Origin of the sequence: Thermaurantimonas sp. (assembly GCF_046299575.1) — a bacterium.
In the GTDB taxonomy this organism is placed as follows: domain Bacteria; phylum Bacteroidota; class Bacteroidia; order Flavobacteriales; family Schleiferiaceae; genus Thermaurantimonas.
Map to the genome: position 1 here is coordinate 404,148 of NZ_JBKBHX010000001.1, position 13,652 is coordinate 417,799.

The 13,652-nt window shown below is 43.5% G+C and carries 12 protein-coding genes; all 12 read right to left on the reverse strand.

Annotated features, from left to right (window positions below):
- Positions 1-538: 538 nt before the first annotated feature.
- A complete protein-coding gene (locus ACK4EX_RS01640) occupies positions 539-3,814 on the reverse strand; it encodes a VPS10 domain-containing protein (protein ID WP_409769114.1) in 3,276 nt (1,091 codons plus the stop codon).
- A gap of 156 nt (positions 3,815-3,970) precedes the next feature.
- Positions 3,971-4,801 carry a flagellar motor protein MotB gene (locus tag ACK4EX_RS01645; RefSeq protein ID WP_409769116.1) on the reverse strand — a complete coding sequence of 277 codons (831 nt, stop codon included), beginning with the start codon at positions 4,799-4,801 and terminating at the stop codon, positions 3,971-3,973.
- Between the two features lie 148 nt (positions 4,802-4,949).
- On the reverse strand, positions 4,950-5,813 hold the full coding sequence (atpG, locus tag ACK4EX_RS01650; protein ID WP_409769118.1) for an ATP synthase F1 subunit gamma: 864 nt from the start codon (positions 5,811-5,813) through the stop codon (positions 4,950-4,952).
- 27 nt (positions 5,814-5,840) lie between these two features.
- Entirely contained in the window at positions 5,841-7,415 is a 1,575-nt protein-coding gene (atpA, locus tag ACK4EX_RS01655) for a F0F1 ATP synthase subunit alpha (RefSeq protein WP_409769120.1), read from the reverse strand.
- 17 nt (positions 7,416-7,432) lie between these two features.
- Positions 7,433-7,987, reverse strand: a complete 555-nt coding sequence (atpH, locus tag ACK4EX_RS01660) for an ATP synthase F1 subunit delta (RefSeq protein WP_409769122.1) — start codon at positions 7,985-7,987, stop codon at positions 7,433-7,435.
- Positions 7,988-8,003: 16 nt separating this feature from the next.
- Positions 8,004-8,525: a F0F1 ATP synthase subunit B gene (locus tag ACK4EX_RS01665; RefSeq protein WP_409769124.1), complete on the reverse strand. Its 522-nt coding sequence runs from the start codon at positions 8,523-8,525 to the stop codon at positions 8,004-8,006.
- Between the two features lie 41 nt (positions 8,526-8,566).
- On the reverse strand, positions 8,567-8,782 hold the full coding sequence (atpE, locus tag ACK4EX_RS01670) for an ATP synthase F0 subunit C (RefSeq protein WP_037357443.1): 216 nt from the start codon (positions 8,780-8,782) through the stop codon (positions 8,567-8,569).
- Positions 8,783-8,815: 33 nt separating this feature from the next.
- The gene (gene atpB, locus ACK4EX_RS01675; RefSeq protein ID WP_409769126.1) at positions 8,816-9,952 is read right to left on the reverse strand and encodes a F0F1 ATP synthase subunit A; all 1,137 of its coding nucleotides are present in this window, start codon (positions 9,950-9,952) and stop codon (positions 8,816-8,818) included.
- A 91-nt stretch (positions 9,953-10,043) separates the two neighbouring features.
- On the reverse strand, positions 10,044-10,412 hold the full coding sequence (locus ACK4EX_RS01680; RefSeq protein WP_409769128.1) for a hypothetical protein: 369 nt from the start codon (positions 10,410-10,412) through the stop codon (positions 10,044-10,046).
- Positions 10,409-10,600: an AtpZ/AtpI family protein gene (locus tag ACK4EX_RS01685; RefSeq protein ID WP_409769130.1), complete on the reverse strand. Its 192-nt coding sequence runs from the start codon at positions 10,598-10,600 to the stop codon at positions 10,409-10,411. Before ACK4EX_RS01685 ends, ACK4EX_RS01680 begins: the two co-directional genes overlap by 4 nt.
- Positions 10,597-10,980: a polymer-forming cytoskeletal protein gene (locus ACK4EX_RS01690; protein ID WP_409769132.1), complete on the reverse strand. Its 384-nt coding sequence runs from the start codon at positions 10,978-10,980 to the stop codon at positions 10,597-10,599. Before ACK4EX_RS01690 ends, ACK4EX_RS01685 begins: the two co-directional genes overlap by 4 nt.
- Positions 10,980-13,583, reverse strand: a complete 2,604-nt coding sequence (locus ACK4EX_RS01695; RefSeq protein ID WP_409769134.1) for a tetratricopeptide repeat protein — start codon at positions 13,581-13,583, stop codon at positions 10,980-10,982. Before ACK4EX_RS01695 ends, ACK4EX_RS01690 begins: the two co-directional genes overlap by 1 nt.
- Positions 13,584-13,652: the final 69 nt, after the last annotated feature.

Sequence of the window (13,652 nt, forward strand, 5' to 3'; positions counted from 1 at the left end):
GCCCTTTTTGCTTATCCCTTCACATAATTCTCACACAGAGCTCATAGATAGGCTCAGAAAAGGTTTGGTAAAAGTTTTTGTTATAGTTAAAATCCATGAATCTTAACTCATAAAAACACACACCTCCTGAGCCTTAAAGACGAAAACTCTGACAAGCTTTGTCGGCACCTACAGTGCTCTCTTCCATTCGACGACAAGGAGTGGAAGAGGAAAGTTTCTCTTAAAATCCGGTCTTTATAAAAAGGATTAGGGTAAATAAAATGAATCCTCGAAAATCTGTAGCTAATTCAACGTAAATCTGTATTTTCAATTTTCGATATAGTAAAAGTTTTTAAACAAAAGCGGCCGCTGGCCGCTTTCGTGTATATATAAAGAAGTTGCATTTAAGCTCGTTTGGTAGGCAGCGCTTTGCGATTCTGGAGCAGTGAGCTAAGCGCATATTAAAGTAAACTTTCAGCTTTATCAGCAATTTTCGACCCCATCAGAGTTATCCAATTGAATAGACAGAGAATAATAGTATATTGCTGAATTTGAGTAATTATCTCTGATTTTCAGGCAATCGAGTTTTCCAGTAGGGTCCTCCAATATCGATGAGGTAAGTGGTCAGGAATTCAATTCGCTGACGTGCTTCGCGCAACTGACGAATTATGGTAGGCAACTGGTCTGCAACGATGTCGAGCTGTCGAAGGGCTGTACCGGTTGGTTCACCGGAGTAGTAATAAAGTGCGTATATAGCGGTATTAAGGCGATCGGCGAGAGGGGTGGGCATGGGTATTTCGTCGTTGCCGAGGATTTTATTGCCGCGCAGAGCGATGGAAATATCGCCGAGCAGTCGCTCGATGTCAGTTGCATCCTTTAGACGCTGAGGATCGGAACCCGGAAAGATGCGCAGAGCATTCTTGACGGAGCGGACTTCAGCAGTAAGCTCGTCGAGCTGATTGCCGGCAGCAGTGAGTTGACGTCGAAGGTCTTCTGTGCGCCGACGTTGGGCTAAAAGAATGCTATTGTCCTTGGCGGGGAATACTTCGGCATCGAGTGTCATGAGTTCAAAGGAGTGATTGCTGACAAGGGTTTGGAGTGTATCGCGGGTGTGTAAAAAGACAGAAAGACTATAGCTACCGGCAGGAGCCTTGTGGGCAGAGGCTTTTAGTTCGGTGTGTTGGCCGGTAGGAAAGGTGTGGCGCGCGGTGTAGCGACCGTCCCAAGTAACACGGCGTAAGCCTGCAGAGGCATCTGTGGTAAAACGCGCAATTTCCTGGCCTGATTGGTCGGAAATGGCAAAGATGAGATAGGGTTTTTCTTCTTCTTTTTCGGCTCTCAGCTCAGCGAGGGTGGGATTTGGAAGCGGATCGGTGATCGGATTGGCTTTCTTTTCTTTCTCTTTTCGAAGGTCCCGCAAGGTTTTTGGGGCTTCTTTTAAATAAAACGTAAAAGTTTTACCTACAGGCGGATTGTCGGCCATAAAGAAACCATCGCCTAAAAATCCGGCACGGCTGTAGCCGTATTTATTGGCTTCTTGATAGAGAAGACCCGGACGATCGGAGGCAATGGCAAATGGCAGTTGGCTCCAGTCACGACGAACCATATCACGAAGCACAGAATAGTCGTCGAGTATGTAGAATCCGCGACCAAAGGTGGCAATGACAAGGTCGTGATGAGTGGCTTGAATGGCAATATCGCGCACAGGTATAGTAGGTAGGCCTCCGTTGAGGGGTTGCCATTTTTGACCGCCATTTAGGCTGGTATAAATAGAAAACTCGGTGCCGGTGAAGAGGAGATTGGGTTCTACAGGGTCCTCTGCAATACACCATACCGAGCCGCGATCGGGCAGGCCTGTGGTGATTGCTTGCCATGTACGACCGGCATCGGTCGACCGAAATAGGTAGGGACGAAAGTCGCCGTCCTGATGATTGTTGGCAGCAGCGTAGAGGGTGTTTTCACTATGTGATGACCATTGGAGGGCACTGATAAAGGCGCGTTCAGGCACGCCAGGCAGAGCTGCCGCCTGTCGCCAGGTGCGGCCGTCGTCGTCAGTAATGTGGATGAGGCCATCGTCGGTACCTGCTGCCAGCCTCCCAGCTTTTAACGGTGATTCAGTGAGCTGAAGAACATTTCCATAAGGAGTTGTGCTTCGGTGACGGGCAATTGCGTCGACGCCCCAGTAACGGTCCATCACCTTGAGGGTGTTGCGGTCGATTTGGCGGCTTAGGTCGGGGCTGATCTCTTTCCAAGTACTACCGTAATCGGTAGATTTAAGCACCTTTTGTGCGGCAAAGTATAAGGTACCGGGCTGGTGATGAGATAGAATTAGTGGGGCGTCCCAATTGAAGCGATAGGCAGGGCTATCCGGCTCTTCGATTGGGCGTATCATCACACGCTCGCCAGTGGCTCGGTCATAACGAGCTAATCCGCCATATTGATATTGGGCATATACGATGTTGGGATTCTGTGGGTCGATTTGGGTCTTAAAGCCGTCACCACCCTGGGTTACGAACCAGTCTGCATTGGTGATGCCTTGTACAAAGCGGGTGCGGGAGGGGCCACCTACTGAGCTATTATCTTGAGTGCCACCGTACACATTGTAAAAGGGGCCTTCGTTATCGACGCTTACGCGATAGAGCTGAAGTATCGGTAGATTATCAATAAAGCGCCATGATTGACCGCCGTCGTAGGTTTCGTATAGTCCCCCGTCGTTGCCGTTAAGCATGTGGTGGGGATTTTTTGGATTGATCCAGAGGGCGTGGTTGTCCACGTGTTTTTTGTCTTCGGTCCAGCGCACCCAGGTCTTGCCACCATCGCGAGTAATGTGGGTGTAGGTATCCATGCTGAAGCACACAAGTTCATCGGTGGGATGTGCGATGAGTTTTACATAATAGTTGCCCGAAGTGTAGTAATCATTGGTTTTTTGGAAGGAATTTCCCCGGTCGGTAGAAACATAAATTCCGTGGCCTTCAACCATCAGATAGATACGCTGTGGATTGGCCGGACTTTGAGCTAATGAAATGCGACCGAGGTCGGCATCTTTAGGCAAGCCGTTGGTCACTTTATCCCATGTGCGACCTGCGTCGTTGCTTACATAGAGAGCGCTTTCAGGGCCGCCTGATATATAAGTAAAGGTGTGCCTACGACGCTGATGTGCAGTAGCATAGAGCCGATCGGGATTTGTGCGATCGATGTGAATTTCGCTAAAACCTGTATGATCGCTCACATGTAGCAGTCGTTGCCAGGTTTGGCCGCCGTCAGTCGTTTTATAAATGCCTCGCTCACCGCCCTTTGACCATAGGGGGCCATATGCAGCCACATACACATGGTCGCTGTTGCGGGGGTCAATGGCAATCATGCCAATGTGTTCGCTTGTCTTTAGGCCCAGATTTCGCCAGGTGCGGCCACCGTCGTCAGAGCGATACACTCCATCGCCGTAGCCTACGGAGCGCTGGTTGTTGTTTTCGCCAGAGCCGGCCCAGACGGTTTTTGGATTTTTCGGATCAATAGCCAAACAGCCGATGGAATAAGAGGCCTGATTTTCGAAGATGGGTGTAAATGTAACCCCGCCATTGGTCGTTTTAAAAATTCCGCCCGAAGCGATGGCCAAGTAGTATTCCTTAAAGTCACCAGGATTGACAGCAATATCTGCAATGCGTCCGCCAAATGTAGCCGGGCCGATGGAGCGCCATTTTAATCCAGATAGCGCAATGGTTTTCTCTTTATTATCAGCGTTAGTTGGCTTGTTTTGCTTTGAGTTTTTCTGACTGTGGCCAGAGAAGCCGACCACCATCATACAAGCAAAAAGTGCAAAGCGCAAATTCATATTCATCTCTAAGCAACCTTAAAGTTAATACTGCAATATTCGGCCAGCTTTTGGAATTTCCCTGACAACTTGTAAGGATTAAATGCGACTTTTGAGTAATATGAAATAATAAAAAAAACCGCTTGTTTAACAAGCGGTTCATAATTCATTAATGTTTTTAAATTATTTCAAAGCTTTCATTCCTTCTTCGATCATGTTGTAGAACTGATCAATTTTCGGAAGGAGGATAATGCGTGTACGACGGTTAGCAGCACGGCCTTCAGCAGTTTCGTTTGTTGCAACCGGAATATATTCACCACGGCCGGCAGCTGTAATACGAGCTGGATTTATGCCATGTTCGTTCTGAAGTACCCGTACAATTTCGGTTGCGCGTTTTACTGAGAGATCCCAGTTGTCAAGCAGCAAACCTCTTCTGAAGGGAACGTTGTCGGTATGACCTTCTACCATGAGCTCGAGCTCTTGACGTGCATTTGCAATTTTAGCCACTTTCGCTAATACTTCCTTCGCCTTTTGGTTAAGCTCATAGGATCCGCTCTTGAAAAGGAAACGATCAGAAATAGAAATAAATACAACGCCTTTTTCTACATTTACCTGGATGTCTTCGTCGTCCATATTGCCAAGAGCACCTTTAACGGAAGTAACCAAAGCGAGAAGTACACTGTCTTTCTTATTGAGAGCCTCGCGCAAAGTACGGATTTGCAGATCGCGTTCTTTAAGGGATTCGAGCGAACGCTCCAGATTTTCTGCTTCCTTTTTAGTAAGCACACTCAAGTCACCAATATTATTGAGAAGCTTGTAGTTAACGCTTCTAAGGTATTCTACTTCGCTTGAGGTTTTCTTGCGCTCATCGAGACATGCAGCTAGTTCAAGACGTGTTTTTCCAAGTTCATTGTCGAGCTTATTGTATTTTTCCAGAAGTTCAGCATATTTTTTCTTCGAACCACAAGCTGCACCTATCAATATCAGGCTCACAAATAAAAGTGTACGTTTCATGACTTTTTTAAATTTTTTGGCAAAATTATACAGGTGTATTTCTCTAAAAAAAATAAAAATTAACATAATTTGTTAATCGAAACTAAAAAAACCGGCTTTATTGTTGAAGCCGGTTTTTTTCAAAGATTTCAAACAGAAAAATGGAAGACTATCCATTCAGTGCAGCAGCACCAGATACAATTTCAAGTATTTCATTTGTAATAGAAGCCTGACGAGCTTTATTGTATTCCAATTTAAGGGTGCGCTGAAGTTCTTTTGCATTATCAGTAGCTTTGTGCATGGCCGTCATTCGAGCACCGTGTTCACTGGCATTAGAGTCAAGAACGGCTTTGTAGATTTGAATTTTAAGAGATTTTGGAATAAGAAGTTGCACAAGTTCTTCTTTTTGAGGTTCGTAAATGTAATCGATTGACGAAGCCTCTTTAAACTCTGGTTTTTGAACAGGCAGAAATTGCTCGACAATGCTGTATTGAACTGCAGCGTTTTTAAACTGATTGTATATCAGATGGATTTCGTCATATTCGCCGTTTCGGAATTGGTCCATAAGGCGCTCGGCAAGTGCCTCAACAGTAGCATATTTTATTTGATCAAAAATATGCCCTTCATTGCCAACGATCAGATAATCAAGTCGCTTGAAATAATCGTATGCTTTTTTGCCTACACAAAGAACAGAAACCTTTTTTCCTGCAGCTGCAAATTCATCAGCAGTTTTGCGGGCAAGTTTGTTGATGTTGGAATTAAATGCTCCGCACAAACCTCTGTTGGAAGAAAACACGACGAGCAGAACATTTTTTACCTCTGCTCTTGCAGTATATGCGCCCTCACTTCTCTCTAAGGTAGCATTCAGATTTTGCAGTATCTCCTTGAGTTTATTGGCGTATGGGCGCATCTGAACGATGCTGTCCTGAGCCTTTTTAAGTTTGGCGGCAGATACCATCTTCATAGCAGAGGTAATCTGCATGGTGCTCGATACTGACTGAATGCGTTTTCTGAGTTCTTTCAGGTTTGCCATTGCTCCTGATGCTTGAGTGGTTTGAAATTAGTACTTGGCTGCCAATTCGAGGGCTACCTTCTCGAGTACTGAAGTAATTTCATCGGTAAGTTGTCCGGCCTTCAGTTTGTCGAGCACATCTCTGTGCTTATTGTCTAGGTAGTCAAGATATTCCGCTTCAAATTCTTTTACTTTTTCTACCGGCACCTTAGCTAAGAGGTTTCTTGTACCGGCGTAGATGATAGCAATTTGCTTTTCTACCGGTACAGGGCTGTTTACATTTTGCTTCAGAATTTCAACGTTTCTACGGCCCTTGTTGATTACTGCCATGGTTGCAGCATCGAGATCAGAACCAAACTTGGCAAAGGCTTCGAGCTCGCGGTACTGAGCTTGGTCGAGCTTTAGGGTTCCGGCTACCTTTTTCATAGATTTGATCTGGGCGTTACCCCCCACGCGCGATACAGAAATACCTACGTTGATAGCCGGGCGCACTCCAGAGTTGAAAAGATCTGCTTCGAGGAAGATTTGGCCGTCGGTAATTGAAATTACGTTTGTAGGAATGTATGCTGATACGTCACCCGCTTGTGTTTCGATAATGGGAAGAGCTGTGAGTGAGCCTCCACCCTTTACTCTGCCTTTAAGTGATTCGGGGAGGTCGTTCATTTGAGCTGCTACATTGTCGTCGTTGATGATTTTAGCAGCGCGCTCCAGTAAGCGAGAGTGCAGGTAAAAGATATCACCGGGATATGCTTCGCGGCCGGGAGGACGGCGGAGCAGAAGCGATACCTCGCGATATGCAACAGCCTGCTTTGAGAGGTCGTCGTAAATGATCAACGCCGGGCGACCGGTGTCTCTGAAGTATTCTCCGATGGCTGCACCGGCAAATGGCGCGTAGAATTGCATGGGAGCTGGATCAGAGGCATTAGCCGCTACAACGATGGAGTATTGCATAGCGCCACGGTCTTCGAGAGTTTTAACGATTTGCGCTACAGTACTACCTTTCTGACCAATAGCTACATAGATACAGTAAACCGGGTTGCCGGCGTCGAAGTATTCTTTTTGGTTGATAATAGTATCGATTGCTACGGATGTTTTACCAGTCTGACGGTCGCCAATGATTAGCTCACGCTGACCGCGACCGATGGGAATCATGGCGTCGATTGCCTTAATACCTGTTTGCAAAGGCTCATTTACAGGCTGACGATAAATAACACCCGGAGCCTTACGCTCGAGCGGCATTTCATAGAGTTCACCGGTGATCGGGCCTTTTCCATCGATGGGTTCACCGAGTGTATTAACTACACGGCCAAGCATGCCTTCGCCTACCTTAATAGATGCAATACGGCGAGTTCTTTTTACACTGGAGCCTTCCTTAATCTTTGTGGAGGCACCCAGCAACACAATACCCACATTGTCTTCTTCGAGGTTGAGCACGATGCCCTTTATGCCGTTTTCAAATTCCACAAGCTCACCCGCCTGAACACCTGTGAGCCCATAGGCACGGGCAATACCATCACCTACTTGTATTACAGTACCTACTTCCTGAAGCTCAGCTTCGGTACTTACGCCGGCAAGCTGTTGTCTTAATATTGCTGTTACTTCAGATGGTTTAATATCTGCCATTTTGAAAAAGTTTTAAATTAAAAAGAGGGTTTGTAAAGATTGGTAGCAAAAGACTTTTTGAATTCGTTGAGTTGATTTTTGACAGAGGCATTAAATTCTTTATCGTTGATTCGGATGATTAGACCTCCGATCAGATCGGGAGACACCACCTCTTCCAATTCGATTATGCCTCCTATATGAGATTTCAATTTTTTAATTAAGTTCTCCTTAAGCGTAGGTGACAGAGGGTGAGCAGAAATAACCTGTATGAGATGAATCCCTTTAAAAATACGGTACTGTTGAAGAAACTGAAATGCAATTTCCTGGATGCTGCTCTCTCTGCGATGATGAATTAACAAGCGAACAAATGAAGCAGTAATTTCATGCAAGTGCTTCCCGATCTCATCCATCACCTTTTTTTTCTGATCAGTCTTGATCACCGGACTTTTTAGTAGAATCTGCAGCTCAGTAGTATTGGTGATGGTATCGAGTAAAAATTTCATATCATCGCGTACCTGCTCTACGGCATTTCGCTCATGCGCCAGCTCAAGCAGTGCCTTTGCATATCTATTGGCTAATTTGGGGATCTTCATCAGGTGGATACTTAGTTTAGTTCAGCATCACTTTTTCAATGACACGTGCAGCGTACTCTTCGTGTTTTTTTGAATCTTCCAGTTCTTTCTGCAAGATTTTTTCAGCAATTTCGATAGATAGCGATGCAACTTGATTTTTTAACTCGTTTAAGGCAGCCATTTTTTCATTTTCTATCTGTAAGCGTGCATCCGCGATGATTTTTTCACCTTGAACTTTAGCCGATTCACGTGCTTCTGATAGAATTTTTTCCTTAAGTTCCCGTGCTTCTTTTAAAATTGCATCTCTTTCAGCTCGAGCCTCTTTAAGAATTCTTTCATTCTCTGAAGTAAGGTTTTTAAGCTCTTCTTTTGCTCTCTCAGCAGCTTTCAGAGATTCTTCGATGTTTTTCTCCCTTTCTTTTACACTGTTTAATATGGGTTTCCAGGCAAATTTGCCAAGTATATAAACCAGTAGCAGGAAAGTAATGAGCGTCCAGAAAAACAAACCTAAACCCGGAGTAACTAGTTCCATATGTTTAAATTTATAAATTAAAATCACAAGATAAAGGACCAAACCCACCGTTTGGTCCTTTTTTCTTTTTACTTGGGATTGTTGCCAAGGATTGCAGCTACTATACCAAACAGACCAACACCCTCAATGAATGCGGCTGCAATAAGCATAGCTGTCTGAATCTTACCTGAAGCTTCAGGCTGACGAGCAATGGCCTCCATAGCAGAGCCACCAATGCGGCCAATACCTAAACCAACTCCCAAAACGGCCAGTCCGGCCCCGATAGCAGCGATACTACCTACCATAGTGTATAGAGATTAAAAATTAAACATTTCTGATTAGTGGTGATCATCATGTTCATGAGTAGCCATTGTCTGACCGATGAACAAAGCCGACAATAGAGTAAAAATGTAAGCCTGTAGAAGTGATATAAAAACTTTAATTAAATATATAAACAGCGTAAGCAGAATTGATGCTGGTGCTACAGCCACTGACTTAAAAATGAATATTAAACCAATAAGGCTCAGGATTACAATATGACCTGCAGTCATATTAGCAAAAAGACGTATCATGAGCGCAAAGGGCTTCGTGAAAATTCCAATCAATTCAATGGGAGCCAGGAGCAGTTTCATAGGCACAGGTACACCTGGCATCCAGAAAGTGTGCTTCCAGAAGTCTTTAGAGGCATTCGCGATCATGAGGATAAGCGTAAGCACTGCCAACGCCATTGTGAATGCGATATTCCCGCTAAGATTGGCCCCTCCCGGAAATACAGGCACCAGTCCAAGCATATTGGCGATCCAGATGAAAAAGAATAAGGTAATCAGGTAGGGCACAAAACGCTGATAGTATTTATCGCCAATGTTTGGCAGAGCAATTTCATCGCGAATAAATAAAATTATCGGCTCAATGAATGAAGCTAAACCTTTGGGGGCAGTGCTGCCTGATTTGTAGAAGGAAGAGGTTTTAAAACCTATGAAAATCAATAATAAAGCGGATAGAAATAAGGAGAAAACGTTTTTAGTGATGCTAAAGTCCAAAGGCTTTATATTGAGCACTTCACCATTTTCACCTACTGTTACGTATCGCCCCTGTTCATCAGCCTCGTCATTGGCATAATAAATTTTTCCGTGATAACGTGTAAATGCCTGTCCTCCTGCTTCCACTTTTACATGCCCGTGATCGTCATGATGAAAGGCTGACGACATGAAAGTGACCAATCCGTTATCACTATAAAGGATAACCGGTAAAGGAATTGAAACGGGATGACCTTTCCAATCTAAAATGTGAAAATCATGCGCATCAAAGATGTGATGCATAATAACGTCGTTCAGATTTTCCTCTTGCTCATCTACTGAATGATGCTCATGAGTTTCATGCTCTTGTTGAGGGTCTGAAGCATGCAGAGTAGAAATACAAGAAATACTTAAAATAGAGGAAATCAGAAAATTGCGAAAAGTGGTTTCAACTTTCATCGGAAGGTCGGAGATGATGTGCTAATCAACTTTTTTGGTCGGGCAAAAGTAGGCACAAAAGTTTTTTAAAGAAGTTGTAAAATCAAAAAATTCACCGCAAAATTCGAATCATTAACAAGGAAGTAATAGCCAACATTAAAAAATAAGGAACAAAAAAGTGCACCATTACTGCACCAGTAGGTATCCAACCTTTGCTGATAGCAAAAAATATCCATAAGATGCTTATAAGCATTTTTAACAGTGACATGCCAAGCACTACATAAGGTACAGTGTTAGAATAGGTTGTATTGCGCACTCTCAATGAGAGTATTTCAAAAAAAGATATGGAATAAATCAACAAATAAGAAAACGTCAAAAATTTCGGATAAGTACTGTTAAAGGCATAAGACAAAGCGAAGTGAATAAATAGTAACGATGCTGTAAAAGCTGATAGATACAACAGAGCACTTCGTTCTTTCATTTTAAATTTTTTAGCTCCTTAAAAACGAAGTAAAAGGAAATACCGATTCCGAGTAGAGCTCCGATGATGGTGAAAAGATTGTATGGATTTTCAAATCGCTTATCGAGCTTTACTCCTGTATAGGTCAAAAGACCAATGATGGCTGCCATCTGAAACGCAAGCGTCGAAAATTTCAGGTAAGTATTCACACAGATACATTTTCAGATTCTTTGGAGCTGCTAACTTTCTCGTTTGTCATAAAACAGCTACCGTTAAAAACACCACCTTCATCCACAACCAATCGACGTGTGTGTATATTGCCTTCTACAAAACACTGTGATAGCAGATGTACTGCCTCGTCAGCCTCAATATCGCCAATTAATCTGCCTTCGATTTTGGCTGAAGCGCATTTGATGTTGCCAACTATTTTGCCATCGGCCCCGATCACCATTTTTCCTTTTATAGTAATGTCGCCCAGAATTTCTCCATCTATTCTTAGGTCGCCTTCCGATTCGATAGTGCCCCTTACAACAGTACCTTGCAGAATTCTGTTACTGATGGTGATAGGTTGTGATTCTTTCTTAAACATCACTTTTTCTCGGGATTTGATGGCAAATTAATGTATTTTTCGTAAAATGCGATGTATTCTTTCAACAATTGTTTTTGGTAAAATTTCCTAAAGTTGTCGGATGTTATTACTACCTGATGATTGGGCTTGGGTATATAGGCGATAAAGTCCATGTCTTTATTGATCTCTTTAAGATACTGCATTGCTTCAGCCTGGTTGTTAAATCCTGATACCAATATGAGTTGATACTCACGCCCCATCAGAATGTTTCGTAGCTGTAAGCGGCTGTTGGGATATTTTGAGATGTTGAAGTTACTGATTGTACTTCTTATGGTGTTAAGGTCAATTCCTTTATTTTCAAGCACAAGCATGTATTGATGAGGTGCTGATTTTACGTCTGTAAATTCAGCTGCCGCAGCGGATGTGCCAGATGCGGCAGGACCCTCACCAGATAGATGTTTCAAAATGTTTTGGGCTTCAGTAGCTTCCGGGCTTTGGGGATATGTAGTTACGATTCTTTCTAATTTGGCTTTTAATGTGTCTTTAGAGGCCGTTTTGGCAGTAACCAAAGCATCGAGCAACCACCATTTAGGGGTCATTTCAGAATTCGGGTATTTTTTGAGAGCATCCTTAACGAGCTGAGCTGCGGAAGAATATTTTGATGTTTTAAAAGCTTGATAGGCTGCTTTATACTCCTGAAGTTCCAGTGCGTTGGCTTTTTGGGTTGATAGGGTATCCTGGCCTTTTCCAGTAAGTAAAGCTGCAAACGATGATTCAGGAAATTTTTTGATTAGCCCATCGCAATAGGCTTCTTTTTTTAAGGTAAGACTTTGATTTTGTGCTATTAAACAAAGTGTGTAGTACACACGAGGTGTACAGTCGCAATCAGGATAGCGCTTTAGCAGATTCTCAAGCATTTTGATTGCCTCTTTCGGGTCGTTCAGCACATCTTTGTAGATGCGTGCAGCAGCCTCATGCGCATTTTTGATGCGCTTGTGAGCAGCTTCTACCGAATCAGGTGTGCCTGGTATCCGGGCATAGTAATACGCTCGCGTGTATTTAGGGTTATCGCTACCTCTATTTGACTCAGCTTCCTGGGTGTTCTTATCGGTATCTCCTTCACTTGTAGATGATGACTGACCTATGGCAGTTATTTCCTTATTTTTCCTGCGCCAATTGTCTTCGAGTTTTCGATTGCCCCAACGATTTGTGAATTCTGTAAAACCTTGATTTACAAGAGCTTGATTGTAAAAATAAAAAGCAGGAGGAGCCCCCGGTGCGTTTAATCCCATCATACCACCCGCAGCTGGTGCAGGTGTAACAGGAGGAGAATTTCTTGCGGCCGTAATAGGCTGATCGCGATCTTCTTGGCGCTCTCGCTGAGCTTCTTCATCTGCTTTCTTCGCCTGCTGAATGATGCGGTCAATGACTTTGTCGAGCTCTTTTTTATCCAATGCAGCAAGCCTGAGTACTGAATCTTCATAGGCTATTACATTTAGGTGTTGCACTAACTCAGTCAGGCTTTTTTTCTTTTTTTCAATAGCTGAATAGCGAAAATGTGTCTTAGGCAAGACGGTCAACGCGCTGTCGTAATTAGCTTCAGCCGGCACGTATTCGCGGAAGTCGAAGTGCAAATCACCCCTTTTGATGTAGCTCAAACCTTTCTGAAGGTTGTTTTCAGTACTATAATTTATGGATTTTTGAAGGGCTTCAAAAGCTTTGTCAAAATTTTCGTCTTTTATATAGATGTCAGCAATTTGATAATAGATTGCATCGAGGTAGTCGCGGTTTTTGTCTCTTTTAGTGAGCTTGTACAAGTCAGAGAGTATTTCGGCCGATTGCATTAGGTTAGGATCGTAGTTGGCGGCCATTCGCAGATGGGCGTTGATTTGGTAGATATAAGGAGGGTTGCCTTTGATAATCTTTCGAAAAATTTTGTTTGCTTCATAGTAATTGCCTTCTAATTCATAGAGCTGAGCTATCAGGTACATCAGGTTGACGCGATCTGTTTTCGACGGTTTAAACATGAGTGCCTCTTGCACATATCGTCGGGCTAGTTCGAATTTTTTCTCAGGAATTTCATTGGCAGCCATTGCCTTGAGCAGCTCGATTTGTTGCTTTTTTTTCAGGTTTTTCGATTTGTAGTATTTGTTGGCTATTTCTCGAGCTGCATAGTAGTTGCCCAATTGGGTTTGTGATTTAATAGAATAAATTTCAGCATCAATGGCTAAAGGATGATCAGCGTATTCGCGAGCAATGAAGTTGAAAATTTCTATAGCCTTATAAAAATCTCTCGAAACGTAATACGCTTCTCCCAGAACAAAGTAGGCATTTTTAATGGTTTTATTTTTTTGTTTACCAGCTATTACCATTGTGTGTTCTCGGATGGTTTTGGTTGCTTTTTCATTTGCGCGTTTAATATCCGCATCTATTACCGCCACCATCTGCTCGGGTGTAACCAAATAGAGAGGCACAAGGGTATCAAACGATAGTTTGCTTTGTTGCTTTACCGTTGTTTTAGCTTTTAGCAGTGCCTGTTCGGCGTTAAAAAGCGGATTGTATTTTGCCGTAATTTGATGGTAGGTTCTGCTTGCCCAAGTATCGCGCGTGCGGCTGCATGCCACCAGAAGCGCAATACTGCTGACTAAAAAAAGGAGATAATTCGCTCTGACTTTGCCCAACTAAAAATTTTT